The 24,342-nt window shown below is 75.5% G+C and carries 26 protein-coding genes and 1 riboswitch; of the genes, 24 read left to right on the top strand and 2 right to left on the bottom strand.

Going from position 1 to position 24,342, the window contains the following annotated elements; all coding sequences use genetic code 11:
* Window positions 1-8: 8 nt before the first annotated feature.
* The 13 genes from VMI11_12700 to VMI11_12640 all read left to right on the top strand — a co-directional run bounded on the left by VMI11_12700 (window position 9) and on the right by VMI11_12640 (window position 13,059).
* Window positions 9-911: a dihydroorotate dehydrogenase electron transfer subunit gene (locus VMI11_12700; GenBank protein ID HTY73267.1), complete on the top strand. Its 903-nt coding sequence runs from the start codon at window positions 9-11 to the stop codon at window positions 909-911.
* On the top strand, window positions 908-1,939 hold the full coding sequence (locus VMI11_12695; protein ID HTY73266.1) for a dihydroorotate dehydrogenase: 1,032 nt from the start codon (window positions 908-910) through the stop codon (window positions 1,937-1,939). Before VMI11_12700 ends, VMI11_12695 begins: the two co-directional genes overlap by 4 nt.
* Window positions 1,936-2,775 (top strand): orotidine-5'-phosphate decarboxylase, encoded by an 840-nt coding sequence (gene pyrF / locus VMI11_12690; GenBank protein HTY73265.1) that lies wholly within the window; start codon window positions 1,936-1,938, stop codon window positions 2,773-2,775. The genes VMI11_12695 and pyrF overlap by 4 nt, the downstream gene beginning before the upstream one ends.
* 118 nt (window positions 2,776-2,893) lie before the next feature.
* Window positions 2,894-3,214 carry an integration host factor, actinobacterial type gene (gene mihF, locus VMI11_12685; protein HTY73264.1) on the top strand — a complete coding sequence of 107 codons (321 nt, stop codon included), beginning with the start codon at window positions 2,894-2,896 and terminating at the stop codon, window positions 3,212-3,214.
* Entirely contained in the window at window positions 3,201-3,785 is a 585-nt protein-coding gene (gene gmk / locus VMI11_12680; GenBank protein HTY73263.1) for a guanylate kinase, read from the top strand. The genes mihF and gmk overlap by 14 nt, the downstream gene beginning before the upstream one ends.
* Window positions 3,786-3,819: 34 nt before the next feature.
* Entirely contained in the window at window positions 3,820-4,095 is a 276-nt protein-coding gene (gene rpoZ, locus VMI11_12675; GenBank protein HTY73262.1) for a DNA-directed RNA polymerase subunit omega, read from the top strand.
* A gap of 71 nt (window positions 4,096-4,166) precedes the next feature.
* A complete protein-coding gene (gene coaBC / locus VMI11_12670) occupies window positions 4,167-5,408 on the top strand; it encodes a bifunctional phosphopantothenoylcysteine decarboxylase/phosphopantothenate--cysteine ligase CoaBC (GenBank protein ID HTY73261.1) in 1,242 nt (413 codons plus the stop codon).
* Between the two features lie 82 nt (window positions 5,409-5,490).
* Window positions 5,491-6,684 (top strand): methionine adenosyltransferase, encoded by a 1,194-nt coding sequence (metK, locus tag VMI11_12665; protein HTY73260.1) that lies wholly within the window; start codon window positions 5,491-5,493, stop codon window positions 6,682-6,684.
* Window positions 6,685-6,938: 254 nt separating this feature from the next.
* Window positions 6,939-8,906, top strand: coding sequence for a primosomal protein N' (locus tag VMI11_12660; protein HTY73259.1), 1,968 nt, complete (start codon window positions 6,939-6,941; stop codon window positions 8,904-8,906).
* A gap of 201 nt (window positions 8,907-9,107) precedes the next feature.
* A complete protein-coding gene (locus tag VMI11_12655; protein ID HTY73258.1) occupies window positions 9,108-9,857 on the top strand; it encodes an HAD family phosphatase in 750 nt (249 codons plus the stop codon).
* Between the two features lie 265 nt (window positions 9,858-10,122).
* Window positions 10,123-10,662 carry a peptide deformylase gene (def, locus tag VMI11_12650; protein HTY73257.1) on the top strand — a complete coding sequence of 180 codons (540 nt, stop codon included), beginning with the start codon at window positions 10,123-10,125 and terminating at the stop codon, window positions 10,660-10,662.
* Window positions 10,663-10,667: 5 nt separating this feature from the next.
* The gene (gene fmt / locus VMI11_12645; GenBank protein ID HTY73256.1) at window positions 10,668-11,693 is read left to right on the top strand and encodes a methionyl-tRNA formyltransferase; all 1,026 of its coding nucleotides are present in this window, start codon (window positions 10,668-10,670) and stop codon (window positions 11,691-11,693) included.
* On the top strand, window positions 11,683-13,059 hold the full coding sequence (locus VMI11_12640; GenBank protein ID HTY73255.1) for a transcription antitermination factor NusB: 1,377 nt from the start codon (window positions 11,683-11,685) through the stop codon (window positions 13,057-13,059). The genes fmt and VMI11_12640 overlap by 11 nt, the downstream gene beginning before the upstream one ends.
* Window positions 13,060-13,138: 79 nt before the next feature.
* Here the strand turns inward: VMI11_12640 and VMI11_12635 are convergent, their stop codons facing one another.
* Complete coding sequence (locus VMI11_12635; protein ID HTY73254.1) at window positions 13,139-13,849, bottom strand: glycosyltransferase; 711 nt, start codon at window positions 13,847-13,849, stop codon at window positions 13,139-13,141.
* A 56-nt stretch (window positions 13,850-13,905) separates the two neighbouring features.
* Here VMI11_12635 and VMI11_12630 point away from each other — a divergent pair, with 56 nt between their 5' ends.
* From VMI11_12630 to VMI11_12580, 11 genes are all read left to right on the top strand, one after another.
* Window positions 13,906-16,035, top strand: a complete 2,130-nt coding sequence (locus tag VMI11_12630) for a hypothetical protein (protein HTY73253.1) — start codon at window positions 13,906-13,908, stop codon at window positions 16,033-16,035.
* A 10-nt stretch (window positions 16,036-16,045) separates the two neighbouring features.
* Complete coding sequence (gene rpe, locus VMI11_12625; protein ID HTY73252.1) at window positions 16,046-16,726, top strand: ribulose-phosphate 3-epimerase; 681 nt, start codon at window positions 16,046-16,048, stop codon at window positions 16,724-16,726.
* 78 nt (window positions 16,727-16,804) lie between these two features.
* Window positions 16,805-16,928: riboswitch (FMN riboswitch) on the top strand.
* Between the two features lie 95 nt (window positions 16,929-17,023).
* Complete coding sequence (gene ribD, locus VMI11_12620; GenBank protein ID HTY73251.1) at window positions 17,024-18,076, top strand: bifunctional diaminohydroxyphosphoribosylaminopyrimidine deaminase/5-amino-6-(5-phosphoribosylamino)uracil reductase RibD; 1,053 nt, start codon at window positions 17,024-17,026, stop codon at window positions 18,074-18,076.
* A complete protein-coding gene (locus tag VMI11_12615; protein HTY73250.1) occupies window positions 18,076-18,669 on the top strand; it encodes a riboflavin synthase in 594 nt (197 codons plus the stop codon). The genes ribD and VMI11_12615 overlap by 1 nt, the downstream gene beginning before the upstream one ends.
* Window positions 18,666-19,946, top strand: a complete 1,281-nt coding sequence (locus tag VMI11_12610; protein HTY73249.1) for a bifunctional 3,4-dihydroxy-2-butanone-4-phosphate synthase/GTP cyclohydrolase II — start codon at window positions 18,666-18,668, stop codon at window positions 19,944-19,946. The genes VMI11_12615 and VMI11_12610 overlap by 4 nt, the downstream gene beginning before the upstream one ends.
* Window positions 19,943-20,416 carry a 6,7-dimethyl-8-ribityllumazine synthase gene (ribH, locus tag VMI11_12605; protein HTY73248.1) on the top strand — a complete coding sequence of 158 codons (474 nt, stop codon included), beginning with the start codon at window positions 19,943-19,945 and terminating at the stop codon, window positions 20,414-20,416. The genes VMI11_12610 and ribH overlap by 4 nt, the downstream gene beginning before the upstream one ends.
* A gap of 42 nt (window positions 20,417-20,458) precedes the next feature.
* Window positions 20,459-20,722 carry a phosphoribosyl-ATP diphosphatase gene (locus VMI11_12600; GenBank protein ID HTY73247.1) on the top strand — a complete coding sequence of 88 codons (264 nt, stop codon included), beginning with the start codon at window positions 20,459-20,461 and terminating at the stop codon, window positions 20,720-20,722.
* 29 nt (window positions 20,723-20,751) lie between these two features.
* Window positions 20,752-21,597 carry an ATP phosphoribosyltransferase gene (gene hisG / locus VMI11_12595; protein HTY73246.1) on the top strand — a complete coding sequence of 282 codons (846 nt, stop codon included), beginning with the start codon at window positions 20,752-20,754 and terminating at the stop codon, window positions 21,595-21,597.
* Window positions 21,585-22,034, top strand: a complete 450-nt coding sequence (locus tag VMI11_12590) for a PH domain-containing protein (protein HTY73245.1) — start codon at window positions 21,585-21,587, stop codon at window positions 22,032-22,034. The genes hisG and VMI11_12590 overlap by 13 nt, the downstream gene beginning before the upstream one ends.
* Window positions 22,031-22,780, top strand: coding sequence for an SseB family protein (locus VMI11_12585; GenBank protein ID HTY73244.1), 750 nt, complete (start codon window positions 22,031-22,033; stop codon window positions 22,778-22,780). Before VMI11_12590 ends, VMI11_12585 begins: the two co-directional genes overlap by 4 nt.
* Window positions 22,781-22,899: 119 nt before the next feature.
* Window positions 22,900-23,604 carry an aquaporin gene (locus VMI11_12580; protein HTY73243.1) on the top strand — a complete coding sequence of 235 codons (705 nt, stop codon included), beginning with the start codon at window positions 22,900-22,902 and terminating at the stop codon, window positions 23,602-23,604.
* A gap of 23 nt (window positions 23,605-23,627) precedes the next feature.
* On the opposite strand, the gene VMI11_12575 is transcribed toward VMI11_12580, so the two are convergent.
* Window positions 23,628-24,311 carry a fasciclin domain-containing protein gene (locus VMI11_12575; GenBank protein HTY73242.1) on the bottom strand — a complete coding sequence of 228 codons (684 nt, stop codon included), beginning with the start codon at window positions 24,309-24,311 and terminating at the stop codon, window positions 23,628-23,630.
* Between the last annotated feature and the right edge of the window lie 31 nt (window positions 24,312-24,342).

Below are 24,342 nucleotides of genomic sequence, written 5' to 3'. Positions count from 1 at the left end.
GCTGGTCGATGGCACCGGTCCAGGTGCGCGGCGAGGTCCTGTCCAACCGCAGGGTCGGGGCCTACCACCTGCTCACCCTCGTCGCGCCCGGGATCGCCGAGGTCTCCCGTCCGGGCCACTTCGTGGCGCTCGCCGTCGGCGGTGAGAACACCTCGATGCTGCTGCGCCGCGCGTTCTCGATCTACCGGGTCGCCGAGCGCGGCGTATACGGCGGCACCGTCGAGCTCGTCATCGCGCCCAAGGGGCCGGGCACCCGCTGGCTGGCGGACCTGCGCGCGCACGACCCGGTCGACGTCGTGGGGCCGCTCGGGCACCCGTTCGCGCTCCCGCGCGAGGTGGTGACGGCGACGCTGGTCGGCGGTGGGTATGGCGCCGCGCCGCTGTTCACCCTGGCCGAGCAGCTGCGGGCGCGCGGCTGCCGCGTGGACTTCGTCATCGGCGCGGCCACGGATGCGAAGCTGTTCGGGGCGCTGGACGCCAAGCGGATCTCCACGCAGGTCGCGATCACCACCGAGGACGGCTCGACGGGGGAGCGCGGGCTGGTCACCGACGTGCTGCCGGCGATGCTCGCGCGCAACGCCTCGGACGTCGTCTACGCGTGCGGGCCGATGCCGATGCTCGCCGCGGTCGCCCGGGTGGCCCACGCCTACGGCGCCCACAGCCAGTGCGCCGTCGAGGAGGCGATGGCCTGCGGCGTCGGCGTGTGCATGACCTGCGTGCTGCCGGTGATCGGCGAGGACGGGGTTACCCGCATGGTCCGCTCGTGCACGGACGGGCCGGTCTTCAACGGGGACCTGGTGCGCTGGGACGACATCGGGACGGTGCCCGCGGACGCCCTCGGGGCGCCGGTGGCCGACGGCGGCGCCGAGCGGTTCCGGGCCGGCGCCGCGGTCGGCGGGAGCACCTCATGACCAGGATGCGGCTGACCCGGCCGGCCGAGTCGGGCGCCGCCCTGCCCGACGTCGACATGTCCACCTCGCTCGGCCCGCTGCTGCTCCCCGACCCGGTGCTCACGGCCTCGGGCTGCGCCGCGGCCGGGCGCGAGCTCGAGCCCTTCGTCGACCTCACGGCCATCGGCGCGGTGGTCACCAAGTCGGTGATGCTGAAGCCGCGGTCGGGTCGGCCGACGCCGCGGATGGCCGAGACACCGAGCGGGATGCTCAACTCGATCGGGCTGCAGGGCCCCGGGATCGAGGCGTTCGTCGACAAGGACCTCGCCTGGCTGCGCCAGCGCGGTGTGCGCACGGTGGTGTCCATCGCCGGCAGCAGCGTCGAGGAGTACGTCAAGCTGGCCCAGCGGCTGCGCCTGGCGGACGGCGTGGCCGGCGTCGAGGTCAACATCTCCTGCCCCAACGTCGAGGACCGCGGGCAGGTGTTCGCGTGCGACCCGGCGGCGGCGGCCCAGGTCGTGCACGGGGTCCGTCGCTCGACGGCGCCCGGCGTAGCCGTGCTGGCCAAGCTGAGCCCGGACGTCACGGACATCGTCGCGGTGGCCCGGGCGGTGGTCGACGCGGGCGCCGACGGGCTGTCGATGATCAACACCTCCCTCGGGATGGTCATCGACACCGACACGCTGCGACCGGCCCTCGCCGGCGTCACCGGCGGGCTGTCGGGCCCGGCGATCCGGCCGTTGGCGGTGCGCTGCGTGTGGCAGGTGCACGCCGCGCTCCCCGACGTCCCGATCCTGGGCATGGGCGGGATCTGGAGCGGCCTCGACGCCCTCCAGTTCGTGCTGGCCGGCGCCTCGGCGGTCTCGGTCGGCACGGTGGTCTTCCACGACCCGTCGGCGGTCGCCCGGGTGTCCGCCGAGCTGCGCCGGGCCCTCGCCGAGCACGGCTTCGGCAAGCTGTCCGAGGCGATCGGGTACGCCCACCGGGGCGAGGGTCTCGCGGTCGGTGCGGCGCCCGACGAGGGTGAGGGTGCGGGAGCCGAGGGGTGAGTCAGGCCTTCGGGGAGCGGTTGCACCAGCGGTTGGAGCGCTTCGGCGCGCTCTGCGTGGGGATCGACCCGCACGCCGGCCTGCTCGACGCGTGGGGGCTGCCGCGCTCCGCGGCGGGGGCCGAGCGCTTCGCCCGGACCGTCGTCGAGGCCCTCGCCGGCCGGGTGGCCGTCCTCAAGCCGCAGTCGGCGTTCTTCGAGTGCCACGGCAGCGCGGGGATCGCGGCTCTGGAGCGCACGCTGGCCGACATCCGGGGCACCGACTCCCTCGCGCTGCTCGACGTCAAGCGCGGCGACATCGGGTCGACGATGCAGGCCTATGCGTCGGCCTACCTCGACCCCTCCTCGCCCCTGGCCGCCGACGCGGTCACGCTCAGCCCCTATCTCGGCTTCGGCTCGCTGCAGCCGGCGTTCGACCTGGCCGCCTCCACCGGGGCCGGCGTGTTCGTCCTCGCGCTGACCTCGAACCCCGAAGGCCCGGAGGTGCAGGGCGCCCACGGTGCCGACGGACGTACCGTCGCCGGCACCGTGCTCGACCACCTGGCGGCGCTCAACGCGGGCGCCTCCCCGCTCGGGTCCTTCGGCGCCGTGGTCGGGGCGACGGTGGGCGAGACGGCGTACGACCTGACGCGGGTCAACGGCCCCCTGCTCGCGCCCGGCTTCGGGGCGCAGGGGGGCACCGCCGCGGACCTCGCCCGAGTCTTCGGCGCGGCCCTGCCGCGCGTCGTCGTCTCGACCAGCCGGGACGTGCTGCGCGCCGGACCGTCGGTCGCGGCGCTTCGGGAGGCCGCCGACCGCTCGGCCGCCCAGCTCGCCGACGTCCTGACCCGCCGGTAGGCGCGCTCCGGCCCACGCGTGGCCAGGGTCTGGGGCGCGTTGCAGTGGCGCGGAGGGCTTGGCTAGGTTCGGGCCACCCTGTCGCTGCGGTGCTCACCGCCCGTCCCGAGGTGGTCCGATGGCTCTTCCCGAGCTGACTCCCGAGCAGCGCACCGCGGCCCTGGAGAAGGCGGCGGCCGCCCGGCGGGCGCGGGCCGAGGTCAAGAACCGGCTCAAGCACTCGGGCGCCTCCCTCGCCGACGTGATCCACGACGGCCAGGGGGACGACGTCATCGGCAAGATGCGCGTCAAGGCGCTCCTGGAGTCGATGCCGGGGGTCGGCAAGGTCCGCGCCTCCCAGATCATGGAGCGCCTGCAGATCTCCGAGTCGCGTCGGGTCCGCGGACTCGGCACGAACCAGGTGGCCGCGCTCGAGCGGGAGTTCGGTGGCGGCAGCTGACGCGGAGGAGAAGCGGCGGCCGGCGCGGCTGACCGTCCTCTCCGGCCCCTCCGGGGTCGGGAAGAGCACCGTGGTGGCGCACCTGCGCGCCCGGCACCCGGAGATCTGGCTGTCGGTGTCGGCCACGACCCGCGCGCCGCGCCCGGACGAGGTCGACGGGCAGACGTACTCCTTCGTCACCCCCGATCGCTTCGCGCAGATGGTGGCGGCGGGGGAGTTCCTCGAGTGGGCGGAGTTCGCCGGCCACCGCTACGGCACGCCCCGCCGTCCCGTCGAGGAGCGTCTCGCCGCGGGGACCCCGGTGATCCTGGAGATCGAGCTGCAGGGGGCCCGCCAGGTCCGGGCCGTACGTCCGGAGGCCCTGTTCGTCTTCCTCACCCCGCCGTCGTGGGACGTCCTCGTCGAGCGGCTGACCGGACGCGGCACCGAGCCGGCCGACGTCATCGCCCGCCGCCTGGAGGTCGCGACGCGCGAGCTCGCCGCCGCCTCGGAGTTCGACGTCACGCTGGTCAACGACGACGTCGAGGCCGTCTGCAGCCGGCTGGTAGCCTTGATGGGCGTCACCGGCTGAGACGTCCCCCGCCCGTCCGCAGGAAGGCCCACCCTTGTCCGGCACCATCGCCCGCCCCGAGGGCATCACCGAGCCGCCGATCGATGAGCTCCTGGACGCCGTCGACAACAAGTACGGCCTGGTTCTGTACGCCGCCAAGCGCGCCCGCCAGATCAACGCCTACTACAGCCAGCTCGGCGAGGGCCTGCTCGAGTACGTCGGCCCGCTCGTCGAGACCCACGTCCAGGAGAAGCCGCTCTCGGTGGCCCTGCGCGAGATCAACGCCGGCCTGCTGACCCTGGAGCACGTCGAGCCTCCGTCGGAGGACTGACCCGCCGCTCGCCCAGCGCCTTCGGCGTGACGGGGCGTACTCCCCGGGCGCGGCGTGGGACGCTTGCCCGTATGGACCCCGAGCGCCCGGCCCAGCGCGTCGTCCTGGGCGTGAGCGGCGGCATCGCCGCGTACAAGGCGTGCGAGGTGCTGCGGGGGCTGACCGAGTCCGGCCACGAGGTGCGGGTCGTCCCGACACGCGCGGCGCTGCGGTTCGTGGGGGCGCCCACCTGGGCAGCGCTGTCGGGCCAGCCGGTGGCGAGCGAGGTCTGGGCGGACGTGCACGACGTCCCGCACGTACGGCTAGGGCAGCGCGCCGACCTCGTGCTCGTCGTACCCGCCACCGCCGACCTACTGGCCCGCGCCGCGCACGGGATGGCCGACGACCTGCTCACCGCCACCCTGCTGACGGCGCGCTGCCCGGTCGTCATGGCCCCGGCGATGCACACCGAAATGTGGGAGCACCCGGCCACGCGCGACAACGTCGCCACGCTGCGCGAGCGCGGTGTCGTCGTGATCGAGCCGGCCGTGGGCCGGCTCACCGGGGCGGACTCCGGTGCCGGCCGGCTGCCGGAGCCGGAGGAGATCCTCGCGGTGGCGCTGCGGGTGCTCGCACGCGGCCACGCCGGCCCCGACCTCGCCGGACGCCGTGTCGTCGTGTCGGCCGGCGGGACGCGTGAGCCGCTCGACCCGGTGCGCTTCCTCGGCAACCGCAGCAGCGGGCGCCAGGGGTGGGCGCTGGCGCGGACCGCGGCCGCGCGCGGCGCGGAGGTCACGCTGGTCGCGGCCAACGTCGCGCTGGAGGACCCCGCGGGCGCGAAGGTGGTCCGGGTGGGCACGGCCGAGGAGCTTCGGGCCGCGGTGCTGGGCGCCGCCGTCGGCGCCGACGCGGTGGTGATGGCGGCGGCGGTCGCGGACTTCCGGCCGGCGACGTACACGGCCTCGAAGATCAAGAAGTCGGACGCCGGCGACCCACCTCCGCTGGTCCTCGAGCGCACGGCCGACGTGCTCGCCGAGCTAGTCGCTGGCCGGGCCGCGGGCCAGGTCGTCGTCGGCTTCGCCGCGGAGACCGGCGACGAGTCGGCGGACGTGCTGGCCCACGGCCGGGCGAAGCTCGCCGGCAAGGGCTGCGACCTGCTCGTGGTCAACGACGTCTCCGACGGGCGCGGCTTCGAGTCCTCCGACAACGCGGCGGTCATCCTCGGGGCGGACGGGTCGGCGGTCCCGGTGCCGTTCGGGCCGAAGGAGGCCCTCGGTGACGCTGTGTGGGACGCCGTTGACCGGGTCTGGCGGGAGGGTCCCCCGCAGGGGTGACGCGCCCCCGCCGTGGTCGGCGACGTCACTTCCGCTGGCTAGACTGGCTCGCCGATCCCCCGACCTTTCCTGGAGCCGACACGTGTCCCGACGCCTGTTCACCTCGGAGTCCGTCACCGAGGGTCACCCGGACAAGATCGCCGACCAGATCAGCGACTCCATCCTCGACGCCCTGCTCAAGGAGGACCCGAGGAGCCGGGTCGCGGTCGAGACGCTCGTGACCACCGGCCTGGTGCACGTGGCCGGCGAGGTGACCACGGAGGGATGGGCCGACATCCCGACGATCGTGCGCGAGCGCATCCTCGATATCGGCTACGACTCCTCGAAGAAGGGGTTCGACGGTCAGTCCTGCGGCGTGTCCGTGTCCATCGGCTCCCAGTCGCCGGACATCGCACAGGGTGTCGACGACGCCTACGAGGAGCGAAGCGAGGGCTCGCACGACCCGCTGGACCGGCAGGGAGCGGGTGACCAGGGCCTGATGTTCGGGTACGCCACCTCGGACACCCCCGAGCTCATGCCCCTGCCCATCGCGCTGGCCCACCGGCTGGCGCGCCGGCTCTCCGAGATGCGCAAGGCCGGGACCATCCCCTACCTGCGCCCGGACGGCAAGACCCAGGTCACCATCGAGTACGACGGCGACCGTCCGGTACGCCTCGACACCGTCGTGGTGTCCACCCAGCACGCCGGTGACATCGACCTGGCAACGCTGCTGGCCCCGGACATCCAGGAGTACGTCGTCGACCCGGAGCTCGCCGGGCTGGAGATCGACAGCGAGGGCTACCGCCTGCTGGTGAACCCGACCGGCCGCTTCGAGATCGGCGGCCCGATGGGCGACGCCGGCCTCACCGGACGCAAGATCATCGTGGACACCTACGGGGGCATGGCCCGCCACGGCGGCGGCGCCTTCTCGGGCAAGGACCCGTCGAAGGTGGACCGCTCGGCGGCGTACGCCATGCGCTGGGTCGCCAAGCACGTCGTCGCCGCCGGCCTGGCCCGCCGCTGCGAGGTCCAGGTGGCCTACGCCATCGGAAAGGCGCACCCGGTGGGGCTGTTCGTCGAGACCTTCGGCACCGGCGCGCTGCCGGACCTGGAGATCCAGCGGGCCGTCACCGACGTCTTCGACCTGCGTCCCGCCGCGATCATCCGCGACCTCGACCTGCTGCGCCCGATCTACGCGCAGACCGCCGCCTACGGCCACTTCGGCCGCGAGCTGCCCGACTTCACCTGGGAGCGCACCGACCGCGTCGAGGCCCTGCGCGCCGCCGTCGGCGCCTGACCTCTCTCCCCCCGACTTGTGGCGGGTTGCACGTCACTCCTTGGCAGTCGAGTGACGTAGAGCCCGCCACCAGTCGGAGAGGGTCGGGGGGTGTGGACAGCGGGCCGGGGGCGTCAGGCCCGTCGGGCAGACTGCCGACGTGAGGGAGTCGGCGGTCCGCGCGAGCCAGCGGTGAGCGAAGCACTGCCGGGACCCCCGTGACATCGCCGATGGGCGAGGCGGGGCCAGCCGGGGATGCGTTGGGCGAGCCGGCAGTGCGCGATCCGCTGCCGGTCGCGCGGGTGGCGGTCGACGTGCCGCTGCCGCACCTGGACCGCCCGTTCGACTACGAGGTCCCCGAGGCGATGGCCGAGACGGCGGTGCCGGGGACCCGCGTACGGGTCCGCTTCGCCGGCCGCCTCGTCGACGGCTGGGTGCTCGAGCGCGCCACGGGGTCCGAGCACCCGGGCCGGCTGTCCCGGCTGAGCAAGGTCGTCTCGGCGGACCCCGTGCTGGCCCCGGAGATCGCCCGGTTGGCCCGGGCGGTGGCCGACCGGTACGCCGGCACGCTGGCCGACGTCCTTCGCCTGGCCGTCCCGCCGCGCCACGCCCGCGCCGAGGCGGGCGTGGCGCCCGAGGCGCCCACGCCCGGCGAGGAGCTGCCGCTCGCGGCCGGGCCGGGGCCGTGGGCGGCGTACCGCAACGGGCCGGCCTTCCTCCGGGCCGTTGCCGGCGCCCTCCCGGCGCGAGCGGTGTGGAGCGCGGCGCCAGGACCGGGCGCCGCGGTGGCCGACGCGCTGGCGGGCGCGGTCGCGGCCGCACGTACCGCCGGGCGCGGTGCCCTGCTGGTCGTCCCCGACGCCCGTGACGTGGCGCGGCTGGCACCGGCGCTCGACGCCGTCGTGGGCCCGGGCGGTCACGTCCAGCTGACCGCCGACCTCGGGCCCGCGGAGCGCTACCGGCGGTTCCTCGCCGTGCGCCGCGGGCACGTCCGCGTCGTGCTGGGGACGCGGGCGGCGGCCTTCGCGCCGGTCCGCGACCTCGGGCTCGCCGTCGTCTGGGACGACGGCGACGACCTGCACGCCGAGCCGCACGCGCCGTACCCCCACGTCCGCGAGATCCTCGCCCTGCGCTCGGAGCTGGAGGGCTGCGCGCTGCTCGTGGGCGGGTACGCCGTCACCGCGGAGGGCCAGCAGCTGAACGTCTCCGGCTGGGCCCACCCGATCGTCGCGCAGGACCACCGGCGCGACGCGCCGAGGGTGCGCGCCGCCGGTGGCGACGCCGAGCTGGCCCGGGACGAGGCAGCCCGCAGCGCCCGGCTGCCCGCGCTGGCCTGGCGGACCGCGCACGACGCGCTGCGCAGCGGGCCGGTCCTCGTCCAGGTGCCCCGTCGGGGGTACCTGCCGACGCTGGCCTGCGCGCGCTGCCGCGAGCCGGCCCGCTGCGCGCACTGCGGGGGGCCGCTGACGCTGACGTCCGGCCACGCCATCGCGCAGTGCCGCTGGTGCGCGCGGCCCGCCGGCGGCTGGCGCTGCCCGGAGTGCGGGGGCGACCGCTTCCGGGCCCAGGTGGTCGGTGCCGTCCGCACCGCGGAGGAGCTGGGGCGGGCCTTCCCGGGGGTACCGGTGATCACGTCGGGGCGGGACGGCGTCCGGGCCACCGTGCCCGCCGACCCGGCGCTGGTGGTGGCCACCCCTGGGGCCGAGCCGGTCGCGGACACCGGCTACGCCGCCGCCCTGCTGCTGGACGGGTGGGCGCTGCTCGAGCGCGCCGACCTGCGCGCGGGGGAGGAGGCGCTGCGCCGCTGGCTCAACGCGGCGGCGCTGGTACGTCCAGCCGGTGCCGGCGGGCTGGTCGTCGTCCTCGCCGACTCCGCGCGCCGCCCGGTGCAGGCGCTGCTGCGGTGGGACCCGTGGTGGGCCGCCGCCCGTGAGCTCGACGACCGCGAGGCGGTGCGCTTCCCGCCGGCCGCCCGGCTGGCCGAGGTCACGGGCAGCCCGGCGGCGACCGAGGAGCTGCTCGAGGCCGCCCACCTCCCGGACTCCGCGGAGGTGCTCGGCCCGCAGGCTCTGGAGGCAGGCGAGGGGGAGCAGCGGGTGCGCCTGCTGATCAGGACCCCGCGGCACGACGGGCTCGCCCTCGCTTCCGCGCTGCACGCCGCGCAGGGGGTCCGCTCGGCCCGCAAGGCGGCGGAGACGAGCGGGCCGGTTCGCGTCCGCATCGACCCGGCCGACCTCGCCTGAGCCGGGGACCGACCGGTGTCGTTGAGCGATCGGCGCGGGACGGCGTACGGAGAGCGACCGGCGCGGGGACGGCGTACAGGATGAGCAGTCTCCGGACCGGACGAGCTCCCGACGGCCACGGAAGTGCTCATTCCTTGCCGTGTCGCGGGCACGGTCGCGGGACCCGTCGCGTGGCGGCGCGGCGCCGTTAGGGTCGGCGAGGTGAGTGACCCCCTCGCACCCGGCGCTGCCCCGAGCGGTGCGAACCCGGACCCCGCAGCCCCGGGCGGCGAAGCCCTGGACCGCGCAGCCCCGGACCGCGCAGCCCCGGACGACGCAGCGCCGGACCGCGAAGCCCCGGACACGGTGGTCTTCGACCTGGGCGGGGTGCTCGTGCACTGGGACCCGCGGCTGCTCTTCGCGCAGGTCCTGGACGAGGGTGAGGACGTCGACGCGTTCCTCGACGAGATCGGCTTCGCGGAGTGGAACCACGCCCAGGACGCCGGCCGGCCCTGGGCGGAGGCCGTCGCCGAGCACGCCGCCCGGCACCCCCACCGCGCCGAGGCGATCGCGGCCTATCCCGCGCGCTTCCCGCAGAGCGTGGGCGGGCCGATGCCCGAGAGCGTCGCGGTCGTGGCCGAGCTTCGGGCGCGAGGCGTACGCCTGCTCGCCCTCACCAACTGGTCCGCCGAGCTGTTCCCCTTGGTGCGACCGAGCCTGGGCTTCCTCGCCGGCTTCGAGGCGGTCGTGGTGTCGGGGGAGGAGGGGCTGGCCAAGCCCGACCCGGCGCTGTTCGCCGTCCTCGTCGAGCGGCACGGCGTGGTGCCGGAGCGGACCGTGTACGTCGACGACGTCGAGCGCAACGTCGCCGCGGCGGCGGCGCTGGGCTTTCGGGCGTATCGGTTCGTGGACGCCGACCGGCTGCGGGCCCACCTCGTCGCCGAGGGCCTGCTCGCCCCCCGCGGTCACTAGGGCCGCGGCCGAACCCGCCTGACCCGCGGCACGGACGGGACCCAACCCCCCACCTCCTGCCCCACTTGTGGCGGGGTCTTCGTCACTCGGCGGGGTCGGAGTGACGTGCATCCCGCCACAAGTGGAGGGGTCGACGTGACTCGGCGGGGTCGGAGTGACGTGGATCCCGCCACAAGTGGGGGGGTCGACGTGACTCGGCGGGGCCGGAGTGACGTGCGTCCCGCCACACGTGGGGGGGTCGATGGGCGCCCGTAGAATCGGCGCCATGATCCAGCCGATCCGCCTGTTCGGCGACCCGGTGCTGCGCACCCCCGCCGAGCCGGTGGTCGACTTCGACAAGGAGCTGCGCCAGCTCGTCGCCGACCTCACCGAGACCATGCAGGACGCCCCCGGCGTCGGCCTCGCCGCGCCGCAGATCGGGGTCTCCCTGCGTGTGTTCACGTACTGGGTCGACGACGAGCTCGGGCACCTCGTCAACCCCGACCTCGACCTCTCCGACGAGGAGCAGGAGGGCGAGGAGGGCTGCCTGTCGATCCCGGGGCTGGCCTTCGACACCAAGCGGGCGTACGGCGTGGTCGCGAAGGGGTTCAACATGTACGGCGACCCCGTCGTCATCGAGGGCACGGCGCTGAAGTCGCGCTGCATCCAGCACGAGACCGACCATCTCGACGGGATCCTGTTCGTGGACCGGCTCGACCGCGACGCCCGCAAGGCGGCGATGAAGGCCATCCGCGAGGCGGAGTGGTGGGGCGAGTCGGTCACCGTCCGGCTGAGCCCGCACAACACCGACGGCCGGGCGCTGTAGGACCCGTGCGGGTCGTCTTCGCCGGTACGCCCGAGCCGGCCCTGCCCTCCCTGCGCGCGCTGCTCGACTCCCGCCACGACGTGGTGGCCGTCGTCACCCGGCCCGACGCGCCGTCGGGGCGCGGCCGGCGGCTGACCGCCTCGCCCGTCGCCCGCCTCGCGGAGGAGGCCAGGCTCGATGTCCTCAAGCCGACCCGTCCGCGGGACCCGCAGTTCCTGGACGAGCTGCGCGCCCTCGCGCCGGACGCTTGCCCGGTGGTGGCGTACGGCGCCCTCGTGCCGCCCGCGGCGCTGGAGATCCCGTCGCACGGCTGGGTGAACCTGCACTTCTCGCTGCTCCCGGCGTGGCGCGGGGCGGCGCCGGTGCAGCACGCGGTGCTCGCGGGCGACGAGGTCACCGGCGCCACGACCTTCCGGCTCGAGGAGGGGCTGGACACCGGGCCGACGTACGGTCTGGTCACCGAGGCGATCCGGCCCACCGACACCAGCGGCGACCTGCTCGCGCGGCTGGCGGTCAGCGGTGCGGCCCTGCTCGTGCGCACCCTCGACGGGATCGAGGACGGCACCCTCGTCGCGCGTCCCCAGCCGGCCGAGGGGGTCTCGCTCGCCCCGAAGCTCACCCCCGAGGACGCCCGCGTCGACTGGCGCGCGCCGGCGCTTCGCGTCGACCGGCAGGTCCGGGCGTGTACGCCGGCGCCCGGTGCGTGGACGACGTTCCGCGGCGAGCGGGTGCGCCTCGGACCGGTACGCGTCGCCCCGGGGCCGACCCTCGCAGCGGGTGAGCTGCTGGTGGGTCGACAGCAGGTCCACGTCGGCACCGGTTCGTACGCCGTCGCGCTCGGCGAGGTGGTCCCGCAGGGCAAACGGGCGATGGACGCCGCCGCCTGGGCCCGCGGGGTCCGGCCGCTGCCCGGCGAGCGCCTCGGCGACGCCGACGCGCAGCGTGCTGCCGATGCGCGGCGTGACGCCGGGCGCGGGTCAGCTGCGTCACCCGACATCGAGACCGGCCGCGAGCGCGGGGATGTCGGGTAACCCAGGGCAGCCGAGGCGCGGCCGGCCGCGTCCGGACGAGCCGCGGCTGGTCGCCTACGCGCTGCTGCGCGCGGTCGCCGTCGAGGACGCGTACGCCAACCTGGCGCTGCCCGCGCTGCTGCGCGAGCGCGGTCTGTACGGGCGTGACGCCGCATTCGCCACCGAGCTCGCGTACGGCACGCTGCGCGGGCAGGGCACCTATGACGCGGTGCTGGCGGCCTGCGTGGACCGCCCGCTGGCCGAGGTCGACGTCCCCGTCCTCGTGGTCCTGCGCCTGGGGGTCCACCAGCTCCTCGCCCTGCGGGTGCCCACGCACGCCGCAGTCAGCGCCACGGTGGAGCTGGCGCGCGCGGTGGTCGGGGAGGGGCGGGCGCGCTTCGTCAACGCCGTACTGCGCCGGGTTGCCGAGCACGACCAGGCCGAGTGGCTCGACCTTCTCAGCCGCGACCGGGACGCCCTGGACACCCTCGCCCTGCGCCACGCCCATCCGCGATGGGTCGTCGAGGAGATCGCCCGGGCGCTGGGTGTCGACGCGTCGGACCCCGAGCTCGCCGCCGCGCTGGCCGCCGACGACGTACGCCCGCCGGTCACCCTCGTCGCCCGCCCGGGCCGGGGCGCGGTCGAGGAACTGCTCGACGTCGACGGGGCGCGCGCGGCCGGCTGGTCGCCGTACGCCGTGGTGCTCGCGTCGGGTGGCGACCCCGCCCTCGTCCCGGCGGTCCGGGCCGGGCGGGCGGCGGTCCAGGACGAGGGCAGCCAGCTCGTCGCGATCGCGGCGGCGGCCGTGCCACTGGAGGGCGCCGATCGGCGGTGGCTGGACCTGTGCGCCGGCCCCGGCGGCAAGGCCGCCCTGCTGGCCGGGCTGGCCGGCGAGCGCGGCGCCCGGCTGACCGCCAACGAGGTGCAGCCGCACCGGGCCGAGCTGGTCCGGCGGGCGGTGGCCGGCCGGGCCGAGGTCACCGTCGCGGACGGGCGGGCGGGGCCGTGGGATCCGGCCAGCTTCGACCGCGTCCTCGTGGACGCCCCCTGCACCGGCCTGGGCGCGCTGCGCCGCCGGCCGGAGGTGCGGTGGCGACGGCGGCCCGAGGACGTCCCGGCGCTGGCCGCCCTGCAGCGCGACCTGCTCGCGGCCGCCGTCGATGCGGTCCGCCCGGGCGGTGTCGTCGTCTATGCGACGTGCTCGCCGGTCCTCGCCGAGACCCGCGAGGTGGTCGCGGACGCGCTGCGACGCGGGGACGTCGAGGAGCTGGACGTACGCCCGGCCCTCAGGGGCGTGCCCGACGTCGGCGACGGGCCGGACGCCCAGCTGTGGCCGCACCGGCACGGCACCGACGCGATGTACCTCGCCGCCCTCCGCCGTCGCTGACCCCGTGTCAGGCGTTTCACAATGACCCCTTTGCGAAGTGCATGACAGCGGGCTCGGGGCGGGGTCGTCGCGCGGGGGTTCAGCGGGGGAGCGGCACGCGCGGACCGACCCCTCGGGCGCGCAGCGCCCGCCACACCCCGAGGTGCTGCTGGCCCCGGTGCACCTGGGCCCGCGGCCCGGCCCCGCTCACCCGGTGGTGGAGGTCGGCCGGCACCTCGACGACACGGAAACCGGCCCGCAGCAGGTCGATGGTCATGCCGACCTCGACGCCCCAGCCGTGGGCGAGGGGCAGGGCGGCCCGGTACGCCGCGCGCGTGAGGCAGCGCTGCCCGGACAGCGGCTGCTCCGGAGCCCAGCCGGTCGCCTCGGCGATGCCGTCCCGGGCCAGGCGCACCACGAAGCCGCGTCCGCCGCCCTCGCGTCGCTGCGGCGGGAGGACGCCGATCGCGAGGTCGGCCGCCCCGCCCACGACCGGCTCCAGGAGCGCCTCGGCCGCCGACGCGCTGCCCTCCAGGTCCGCGTCGAGGAAGACCAGCGGCTCGGCGTCCGGCCCGAGCCGGACGTCGACCTCGGCGACGCCCAGCTCGAGCGCGCCCCCCTTGCCACGGTTGGCGGCCCGGCGAAGGACCACGGCCCCGGCCTCGGCCGCGACCTCGGCTGTGGCGTCCGGCGAGGCGTCGTCGACGACCACGACCAGCTCCACGCCGGGCAGCGCAGCGGCCGCGCGTACCGTCGCCCCCACCCGCGTCGCCTCCCGGAACGCGGGGATCACCACGGCGGCGGGCGGCACGCGGCGCATCCTCGCACAGCGGGCGGGGCGCTCCCCGCGACCTAGACTCCCCGCTCGTGGCGGGACGACGGCGAGCCGTACGCCTGCTCGCCGGAGCCGCCGCCCTCGCCGCCGCCTGGCCGCTCGCCGCCGCCCACGCCGCGAGCCCGCTGCAGTCGGAGGTGGGCCGGGCCCCGGGCCCGGTCGTCGTCGTCGGCATCCCGGGCGTGACGTGGGGCAGCGCCACGCCCTCCGTCGCCCCCGCGCTGACCCAGGTCGCCCGGGCGGGCGCGACGGCCCAGCTGTCGGTGCGCTCGGTGTACCGCTCGACGTGCCCGATCGACGGCTGGCTCACCGTCTCCTCCGCGAGGCGCAGCGCGGCCAGCCGCAAGCCCCCGGGGTCGCGCACCACCGAGAAGGGCTGCCCGGTCTCCCCGCAGGTGAGCGACGGCCGCGTGGTGGGCTGGGCCCGGCTGAAGGCGGACGCCGCCGCGTCGACGTACCAGGCCCGCCTCGGCCTCCTCGGCGACTCGCTGGCCGCCGCCGGCCGGTGCGCCACCGCCGCCGGGCCCGGCGCGGGCGTGGCGCTGGCCCGCGGTGACGGCACGATCGCGCGCTACCTGCCCGACCCCATGGCCCTGACCGGCGCCGACGTCGCGGCCTGCCCGCTCACCGTGGTCGACGCCGGGTCGGTCGACACCCGCGGGGCTGGGCGGCCCGACGAGGCGGCCCAGGTCCGCGCCGTCGACGCGGTGCTCTCGCACGTGCTGAGCGTCCTCCCGCCCGACGCCACCGTGCTCGCCGCGTCGCTGGCCAACGCCGCGGAGACCCCCCAGCTGGAGGCGCTCGCGCTCGCCGGCCCGGGCATCCCCGTCGGCGGGCTCACCACCTCCTCGACCCGGCAGAACGACCTCGTGCTGCTCACCGACATCACCCCCACCGTCTTCGCGCTGGTGGGCCTGCCGCAGTCGCCGCAGTTCGTCGGCACCCCCGTCGAGCCGACCGGGCACGGCGGGCCGTACGAGCGCCGGCGCGACGCCCTGCTCGCCTACGCCCACAAGATCGAGGTCTACCTGCGGGTCACGCCCCGCTTCTTCGCCGCGCTGGTCCCGCTGCAGCTGCTGCTGTACGTCAGCGCCGGGCTGGCCCTTCGCCGCCGGCCGCCGACGAGTCCCGGCCGGGCGCCGCTGCTGCGCTTCACCGGCCTCGCCGCCCTCGTCTGCGGCGCCGTGCCGATCGCCACCTTCCTCGCGAACCTGTTCCCGTGGTGGCGGTGGCCGCACGCCGACCTGGCCCTGGCGGCCCTCGTCCTCGGGATCGCGGTCGTCGTCGCGCTGGTCGCCCAGGTCGCCCGGCGTCCCGACGGCATCCTCGGCGAGGCGGGGGTCGTGGCCGCGGTCACCGCCGTCGGCCTCGCGCTGGACATCGCGACGGGCGGGCGGCTACAGACCGCGAGCCTCATGGGCTACTCCCCGATCGTGGCCGGGCGGCTGTACGGCTTCGGCAACGTCGCCTTCGCCCTCTTCGTGACCGCGTCCCTGCTCTCCTCGGTCGTCGTCGCCGACCTGCTCCTGCGACGCCGGCACCGGCGCGCCGCCGCGGTCGCGGTGTCCGCCATCGGCGCCGCGACGCTCCTCCTGGACGGGCTGCCGCGCTTCGGCAGCGACTTCGGCGGGATGCTCGCGATCGCGCCGGCGTTCGGGGTGCTGGTCCTCGGGGTCCTCGGGCTGCGCGTCACCTGGCTGCGCCTGGCCGGTCTCGTGCTCGGCGGCGCGGTCGTCGTCGCCGCCGTCGCGACCCTGGACTGGCTGCGCCCCCCCGAGCAGCGCACCCACCTGGGGCGCTTCGTCCAGCAGGTGCTCGACGGCCAGCTGTGGCCCGTGGTGCACCGCAAGATCGACGCCAACCTGTCGCTGCTGACGAGCAGCAGCCTCGGCATCGTCGTGCCGTTCGCGCTGGCCTTCCTCGTCCTGGTGCTGCTGCGCCCCGCCCCGACCCGCGACCTCGCGCCGGTGCTGTCCCGGGCGATGGAGCAGGTCCCGACGCTGCGCTTCGGCCTGTGGGCGTTCACGGTCGCGATGGTGCTCGGGTTCCTGCTCAACGACTCCGGCATCGCCATCCCGGCGGTCGGGATCGTCCTCGCCTTCCCACTGATCATCACGATCTCGACGCGCGTCCTGGAGCACACCTGGATCCCGCCCCAATAGGCTCGCGGCCGTGGGGGTGCGCATCTCACCGAGCATGCTGTCGGCCGACTTCGCGCGGCTGGCCGACGAGGCGGCGGCCGTCCAGGGCGCCGCCGACTGGCTGCACGTGGACGTCATGGACAACCACTTCGTGCCCAACCTCACCCTCGGGCTGCCGGTGGTGCAGGCGCTGCTGGCCGCGACGACGGTCCCGGTGGACTGCCACCTGATGATCGAGGACCCTGACCGCTGGGCGCCCGCCTACGCCGAGGCCGGCGCCGGCTCGGTCACCTTCCACGTCGAGGCCGCGCACGCGCCCATCCGCCTCGCGCGTGCGCTCCGCTCGACCGGTGCGCGGGCGGGGATGGCGCTGAAGCCGGCGACCCCCGTCGAGCCGTACGAGGACCTGCTGCCCGAGCTCGACATGCTCCTGCTCATGACGGTCGAGCCCGGGTTCGGCGGCCAGGCCTTCCTCGACGTCGTGGTCCCCAAGATCGCTCGGGCTCGGCGGCTGCTCGACCGGCACGGTGGCGAGGTGTGGCTGCAGGTCGACGGCGGGGTGTCCGAGCAGACCATCGCACGCTGCGCCGAGGCCGGCGCGGACACCTTCGTGGCGGGCAGTGCGGTGTACGGCGCGGCGGACCCGGCCGCCGCCTGCGCGCGCCTGCGCGCCCAGGCGGAAGCCGCGCGGAGGCCCGCCGGGGGCGGCTGAGGACGCCGCGACCCTCGCGCTCGCCGTCGGCCCCCGGCGCGGACCCGGCGGATGGCACAATGGAGCCGAGCGATCAGCTCGTGCGTCCCGGGATCGGTGCAACTCCGAACCGGCGGTGACAGTCCGCGACCCGGCCTCGGCCGGTGGATCAGGTGGAACTCCTGGACCGACGGTGAAAGTCCGGAAGGGAGGCGACGCGCGGGCACGCTCGGCGTCGCCCTAGGCGCTCGCCGACGTGCGCACACCCGCCTCCTCACCCACCGGCCGCCCGGGCCCGGCAGGAGGAGGTGGGGCGGCGTGGCCAGCGAGACCGAGCAGCGTGCGATGCGCCGCGCCCTCACCCTCGCGGCGGGTGCCCTGGGCCGTACCTCTCCCAACCCCGTGGTCGGCGCGGTGGTCCTGGACCGCTCCGGAGCCATCGTCGGCGAGGGGCGCCACGAGGCCTACGGCGGTCCGCACGCCGAGATCGAGGCGCTGCGCGTGGCGGGGGAGCGCGCCGTGGGGGGGACCGCCGTCGTCAGCCTCGAGCCCTGCGACCACACCGGCCGGACCGGGCCCTGCTCGGAGGCGCTGCTGGCCGCCGAGGTGGCGCGGGTCGTCTACGCGGTCGACGACCCGACCGGGGTCGGCGGCGCGGGCCACCTGCGCTCGGCCGGCGTCGACGTCGAGTCCGGCGTCCTTCGCGAGGAGGCGGAGCGGGTCAACGAGGCGTGGCTGACCGCGGTGCGCCTCGGCCGTCCGCACGTGCACCTCAAGCTGGCCACCAGCCTCGACGGCCGGGTCGCCGCGGCCGACGGCACGTCGCGCTGGATCACCGGGGCGCGCTCCCGCGCCGACGTGCACCGCCTGCGCCACGAGGTCGACGCGGTGCTCGTCGGCACCGGTACGGCCCTCGCCGACGATCCCGCGCTCACCGTCCGGGACCTGCCTGACGGCGCGGAGCCGGACCACCAACCGCTGCGCGTGCTGCTCGGCCGACGCGACCTGCCCGCCAACTCCCGGCTCTTCGACGGCCAGGCCGAGACGGTCCTCATGCGCCAGCACACCCCGGCGTCGGCGCTCGACGAGCTCTACGGGCGCGGCGTGCGCTCGGTTCTCGTGGAGGGCGGGCCCACGGTGGCCGCGGCGTTCGTCGCGGCCGGGCTGGTCGACCGGGTCAGCGTGTACGTCGCCCCGGTCCTGCTCGGCGCCGGTCCCACGGCGCTGGCCGACGCGGGGATCGAGACCATCGCGGACGCGCTGCGGTTGCATCCCGACGACGTCAGCGTGCTGGGCGAGGACGTCCGGATCAGCGCGCGGGTGGGCGGCGAGGTCGACCGCGAGGACGAAGGCAGGGGCGAGGAGGCCTGATGTTCACCGGGATCGTCGAGGAGCTGGGGGAGGTCGTCGCCGTCGAGGACGTCGGCGACGCCCGTCGGCTGCGCATCCGTGGACCGCTGGTGACCTCCGATGCGGCAGACGGCGACTCCGTGGCCGTCAACGGCGTGTGCCTGACCGTCACCGCCGTCGACGACTCCACGTTCAGCGCCGACGTCATGCGCGAGACCCTCGACCGCTCCTCCCTCGGCGGACTGGTGGCCGGCAGCCCGGTCAACCTCGAACGTCCGCTCACCCTGGCCGCCCGCCTGGGCGGGCATCTCGTCCAGGGCCACGTCGACGCGACGGGGACGGTGGCCGAGCGCACGCCGAGCGAGCACTGGGAGGTCGTGCGCATCGACGTCCCGGAGGCGATCACCCGCTACCTGGTGGAGAAGGGCAGCGTCACCGTCGACGGGGTCTCGCTCACCATCGTCGACGTCGGCCCGACCTGGTTCTCGGTGAGCCTCATCCCGACCACCCTCGACCGCACGACCCTCGGGCGGGCGGCCGTCGGCACCACCGTCAACCTCGAGGTGGACGTCCTGGCCAAGTACGTCGAGAAGCTGCTGGGAGCACGAACATGACGACCGCCCCCGAGACGAGCACCGACGCGCGACCCGGAGCCGTCCGACTGGACACCGTCGAACGCGCCGTCGAGGACATCGCCGCGGGCCGCCCGGTCGTGGTGGTCGACGACGAGGACCGCGAGAACGAGGGGGACCTCGTCTTCGCCGCCGCCAAGGTCAGCCCCGAGCTGGTCGGGTTCATGGTCCGCCACACCAGCGGGGTCATCTGCGTGTCGATGGAGGGACCCGCCCTCGACCGCCTGGAGCTGCCGCCGATGACCATGGTCAACGAGGACCGCAAGGGGACCGCGTACGCCGTCAGCGTCGACGCCCGTGAGGGCATCACCACCGGGATCTCGGCGGCCGACCGGGCCCACACCATCGCCACCCTGGTCGACCCGCGCACCAGCCCGCGCCACCTGACCCGGCCCGGCCACGTCTTCCCGCTGCGCGCGGTTCCGGGTGGCGTCCTGCGCCGCACCGGGCACACCGAGGCCGGTGTCGACCTCGCCCGCCTGGCCGGGCTGTTCCCCGCCGGGGTGCTCTGCGAGCTGGTCCACGACGACGGATCGATGATGCGAGCCGCGGCTTGCCGCGCCTTCGCCGACGAGCACGGGCTCGCGATGATCTCGATCGCCGACCTCATCGCCTACCGGCGCCGGACGGAGAACCTCGTCGTCCGCGAGGCGGAGACGGTCCTGCCCACCCGCTACGGCACGTTCCGGGCCATCGGGTACCGCACCCTGGTCGACGGCAACGAGCACATCGCGCTCGTGCTCGGCGAGATCGACCCGCAGCGACCGGTGCTGGTGCGGGTGCACTCCGAGTGCCTGACTGGGGACGTGTTCGGCTCGCTTCGCTGCGACTGCGGCGAGCAGCTCGACGCCTCCTTCGCCAGCGTGGCCCGCGAGGGCCAGGGGATCGTCCTGTACATGCGCGGCCACGAGGGACGGGGCATCGGCTTGGTGCACAAGCTGCAGGCTTACCAGCTGCAGGACCACGGCGCCGACACCCTCGACGCCAACCTGGAGCTCGGGCTCCCCGTGGACGCCCGCGACTACGGGATCGGCGCGCTGATCCTCTACGACCTCGGGGTGCGCGAGATGCGCCTGCTCACCAACAACCCGGACAAGCGGGCCGGCCTCGAGGGGCACGGCCTGCGCATCGTCGAGCGGCTGCCGCTCCCGGTCCGCTCCACCGAGCACAACCGCCGATACCTGGAGACCAAGCGGGACCGGATGGGTCACGACCTGCCGCAGGACCTCGGCGCGGCCCAGGAGGTGGCGAAGCCGTGAGCGGGTCGGGGTCCCCCCAGCAGCTCGACCTCACCGGGGCGCAGAGCCTGCGAGTGGGGGTCGCCGCTGCGTCCTGGCATCCCACCGTCAGCGACGGCCTCCTGCAGGGGGCCCTGCGCGCGCTGGCCGCGTGCGGGGTCGAGGACCCGACCGTGGTGCGCGTGCCGGGCGCCTTCGAGCTGCCCGTCATCGCCTCGGCGCTGGCTCGCACCCACGACGCCGTGGTCGCGCTCGGCGTGGTGGTCCGCGGGGGGACTCCGCACTTCGAGTACGTCTGCCAGGCGGCCACCGACGGGCTGACCCGGGTCGCCCTCGATACGGGGGTCCCGGTCGGCTTCGGCCTGCTCACCTGCGACGACGAGCGCCAGGCCCTGGACCGCGCCGGCTACCGGGACTCGCGCGAGGACAAGGGTCGGGAGGCGGCCGAGGCCGCCGTCGCCACCGCGCTGGCCCTTCGCCGGCTGCTCTGACCGCGGCCCGCGCCGGTCCGCGGCGCCCGTAGGCTTGCGTCCATGAAGACCTTCGAGCAGCTGTGGGGCGAGCTCGCCGAGCGCGACGCCTACCGGCCGCCGGGCTCGAGCACGGTCGCTGCCCTCGAGGCCGGCGTGCACGCCATCGGCAAGAAGGTCCTGGAGGAGGCCGCAGAGGCCTGGATGGCCGCGGAGTTCGAGGGCAAGGACCGGGCCGCCGAGGAGATCGCCCAGCTGCTCTACCACACACAGGTGCTCATGGTCGCCTGCGGTCTGTCCCTCGACGACGTCTACCACCGGCTGTGAGCGCCACCGACGCCGGCTCGCGCCCAGCCCTGCTGCGCATCGCCGTGCCGAACAAGGGCTCCCTGGCCGAGCCGGCCGCGGCGATGCTGCGCGAGGCCGGCTACCGGCAGCGCGCCGACGCGCGCGAGCTCATCCTGCAGGACCCCGAGAGCGGCGCCGAGTTCTTCTACCTGCGTCCGAGGGACATCGCGGTGTACGTCGGCTCCGGCCAGCTCGACGTGGGCATCACCGGCCGCGACCTGCTCATGGACAGCGGTGCCCCCGCGGACGAGATCCTCCCGCTCGGCTTCGGTGACTCCACGTTCCGCTTCGCCGCACGTCCCGGGACCGCGCGCTCCATCGGCGACCTCGCGGGGCTGCGCGTCGCGTCGGCGTACCCGGGGCTGGTCGGCAAGCACCTGGCCGAGGCCGGGATCGCGGCCCAGGTGATCCGGCTCGACGGCGCGGTCGAGACCTCGGTGCGCCTCGGTGTCGCCGATGTCATCGCCGACGTGGTCGAGACCGGCAGCACGCTCCGGCAGGCCGGGCTGGAGGTCTTCGGCGAGCCGATCCTGCGCTCCGAGGCCGTGCTCGTCCGGCGGGCCGGGCTGCCCTCGACGGCACCGGTGGAGCAGCTGGTCCGCCGCCTGCAGGGCGTCATCGTCGCGCGGACGTACGTGATGATGGACTACGACGTGCGGGCGGAGCTGGTGGAGCGGGCGTGCGCCATCACCCCGGGGATCGAGTCCCCGACGGTGTCGCCGCTGCACCGCGAGGGCTGGGTCGCGGTTCGGGTCATGGTCCCGCGGGCCGACACCAACCGGGTGATGGACGACCTGTGGGAGCTCGGCGCCCGGGGCATCCTCGTCACCGACATCCACGCGTGCCGCCTGTAGCGGCCGTCGACCTCCCTCACGTCTGGCGGCCGCGCCGCGGACGGGTGGTCCCCTATGTGATGGCGGCGGCCGTGGACTGCGTCGTGCTGGTGCTCGCGATCGCCGTGTCCGGCGCGCGTCCGTTCGACCGGATCGCATTCCTGACCTGCGCCGCCGTCGGGACCTACGGCGTGCACCGGCTCGCGGATGTCCGCGCGGTGGGCACCGCCGACGGCCTGACGGTGGTCAACTGGGCCCGCCGGCGCCGCCTGGACTGGGCGGAGATCGTCGGGGTACGGCTGGCGCCGGGCGACCCGTGGCTGCAGCTGGACGTCTCCGACGGGACGACGGTGCCGGTGATGGCGGTGCAGGCCGCCGACGGCCCGCGCGGCCGGGAGATGGCGCTCGAGGTCGCCGCCACGGTCGCCGCGAACTCCCCGTCGCCGGAGCGGCCGTGACGCACCCCTTCGATCCGCCGACGGACCACGACGGCTTCGCCGGGGCGCGGGTCCCCGACCCGCCGTTCGCGGGCGACGACGGCATCGCGGATCCCGCGCTCACGGCCGCGCTGGCGGCGGGTGAGCCAGGCGCGCTGCAGGCCGCGCTGCTGCGGGCCCGGGTGTTCGTGGCGCTCGTCGCGGTCCTCGGCGAGGCCGAGGTCGGCCCCGACGGGCTCGCCCGCGAGAAGACCTCCGACGTGCGGGTGGTGACCGTACGCCGCCCGGACGGGGCGGTGGCGCTGCCGGTCTTCAGCTCACCCGCCGACCTCTCCCGCTGGCATCCCGCCGCCCGCCCACTCCCCGTGGCAGGGGTTCGCGCCGCGCAGGCGGCCTACACCGAGGGGGCGGTGGCGCTGCTCGTGGACCCCGGCTCGGCCGCGTCGGGCGTGCTGTTCGGGCCGCACCTGCGCGCCCTCGCCGAGGCCAGGGCGTGGCTGCCCCCGGCGACGGACCCCGACGTGCACGCCGCGGTCGCCGAGCACGTACCGGCAGGCCTCGACTGGACGCTCGACGCGACCGATGCGAACGGCGGGACGGACGGGGCCGACGCCGTCCTGCGGCTGCGCTTCCCCACGGGGACGCCCGTCGCCGAGGCTCGGGAGCGGGCGGCCGCCCTGGCGGGTGAGCTGGCGGCGCTGCCGCTGCTTCGGGCCCGGCTGGTCGCCGGCCTCGACGTCCGCGTCGAGGTGGCCCCGCCGCCGTGAGCGGGTGAGCCGCCCGGCGACACGCCCGCGCGACGGCGGCCGAGCGTCGTCTCGCGGGCCGGTCGGCGTGACACGGTGGGACCTGACGCCGGAGGTGCCGGCCGACGAGGAGGTCCGCCGTGTCAGCAGTCGACCAGCCTGCCCCGCTCCCGCTGCGCACTCGCCGCCTGGTCGCGGAGTTCGTCGGCACCTTCATCCTGGTGATCGGTGGCGTGGGGAGCGCCGTGACGGGCATCCAGACCAACGGGACGCTGGCCGTCGCGATCGCGTTCGGGCTGGTGCTGACCTTCGGCGTCTACGCCTTCGGCCCGGTGTCAGGGTGCAACATCAACCCGGCGGTCACCCTCGGCATGCTCCTGCGCGGGCGGATCAGTCGCGAGGAGGCCACCGCCTTCTGGATCGTCCAGTTCGTCGCCGCGTTCCTGGCCGCCGGCGTCCTCAAGCTCATGGTCTCGGGGTTCCACGTCACCGACCAGACCGGCGACCTCGGCGCGAACGACTACGGCGCCCACATCAACCTGGCCGGCGCCCTGTTCGTCGAGGCGATGCTGACGGCGATCTTCGTCCTGGTGATCCTGCTCGTCACCGACAAGGTGGGCAACGCGGCCCTGGCCGGCATCGCGATCGGCGCCACCCTCACGCTGGTGCACATCGTCGGCATCCCGCTGACCGGGACCGGCGTCAACCCGGCCCGTTCCCTCGGCCCCGCCATCTGGACCGGCGGCGAGCCCCTGAAGCACGTCTGGGTGTTCATCGTGGCCCCGCTGGTCGGCGGCGCCCTCGCCGCCCTGGTGTTCCCCTACACCAGGGGCGGCGAGGACTGACCGCGAGCAGTCGGGCCGACGCGCTACTTCGCGACGGCGATCGGCAGCAGCACCCGGTCGATGCCGTGGGCGAGCTGACGGTTGCCCTTGTTGATGTTCGTCTGCGAGAGGATCACGCGCGGGTTGCGCAGCTTGTGGTCCTTGTCCCACAGCGAGATGACCGGTCCGGGGTAGACGGCGACGTGGATGGTCGCGCCCTCGGCCGTCTTCAGGTTGGCGCCGTTGGCGTGCAGCGCGTCGACAGCACGGATCCGGACGCCCGGCACGACGTGGTAGAGCAGGATCTTCTCCACGGTCGGGATCCCGAGGCTCGCGACGGCCGCGAAGGTGGCGGCCTCGGTCTTCGGGGTCTTGCCGGTCAGCTGCTTGACCAGGATGCGGAACGCCTCGTCGTCGGGGATGAAGGCGGTCAGGGTCGTCTTGCCGTCGGTGAGTACCTTGACCGGCGAGTTCGGCTTGGCCTTCAGTACCGCGAGCACGGCGGCGGTGACGATGTCGTAGTCGTTCCAGTTGTGGTCGAACGCGACGCCGCCGGAGGTGAGGACCGTGGCCAGCGAGCGGGTCCCGAGGGTCGTCGACGCGGCGGCCGACTGCGTGCGGACGGCGGGCTTGCTCGGCGCCGCCTGGGCGGCCGGCGCGAACAGGCCGGCTCCCGCGGCGACGGCGGCCGCCGCGGTCAGGGCGGCGACACGGTGACGGACGGACATGGGCACTCCCGATCTTCACGCCTGGCCGGTC

It is taken from the genome of Actinomycetes bacterium, from assembly GCA_035506535.1.
GTDB lineage: Bacteria > Actinomycetota > Actinomycetes > DATJPE01 > DATJPE01 > DATJPE01.
This window is presented reverse-complemented; position numbering and strand designations above follow the sequence as displayed.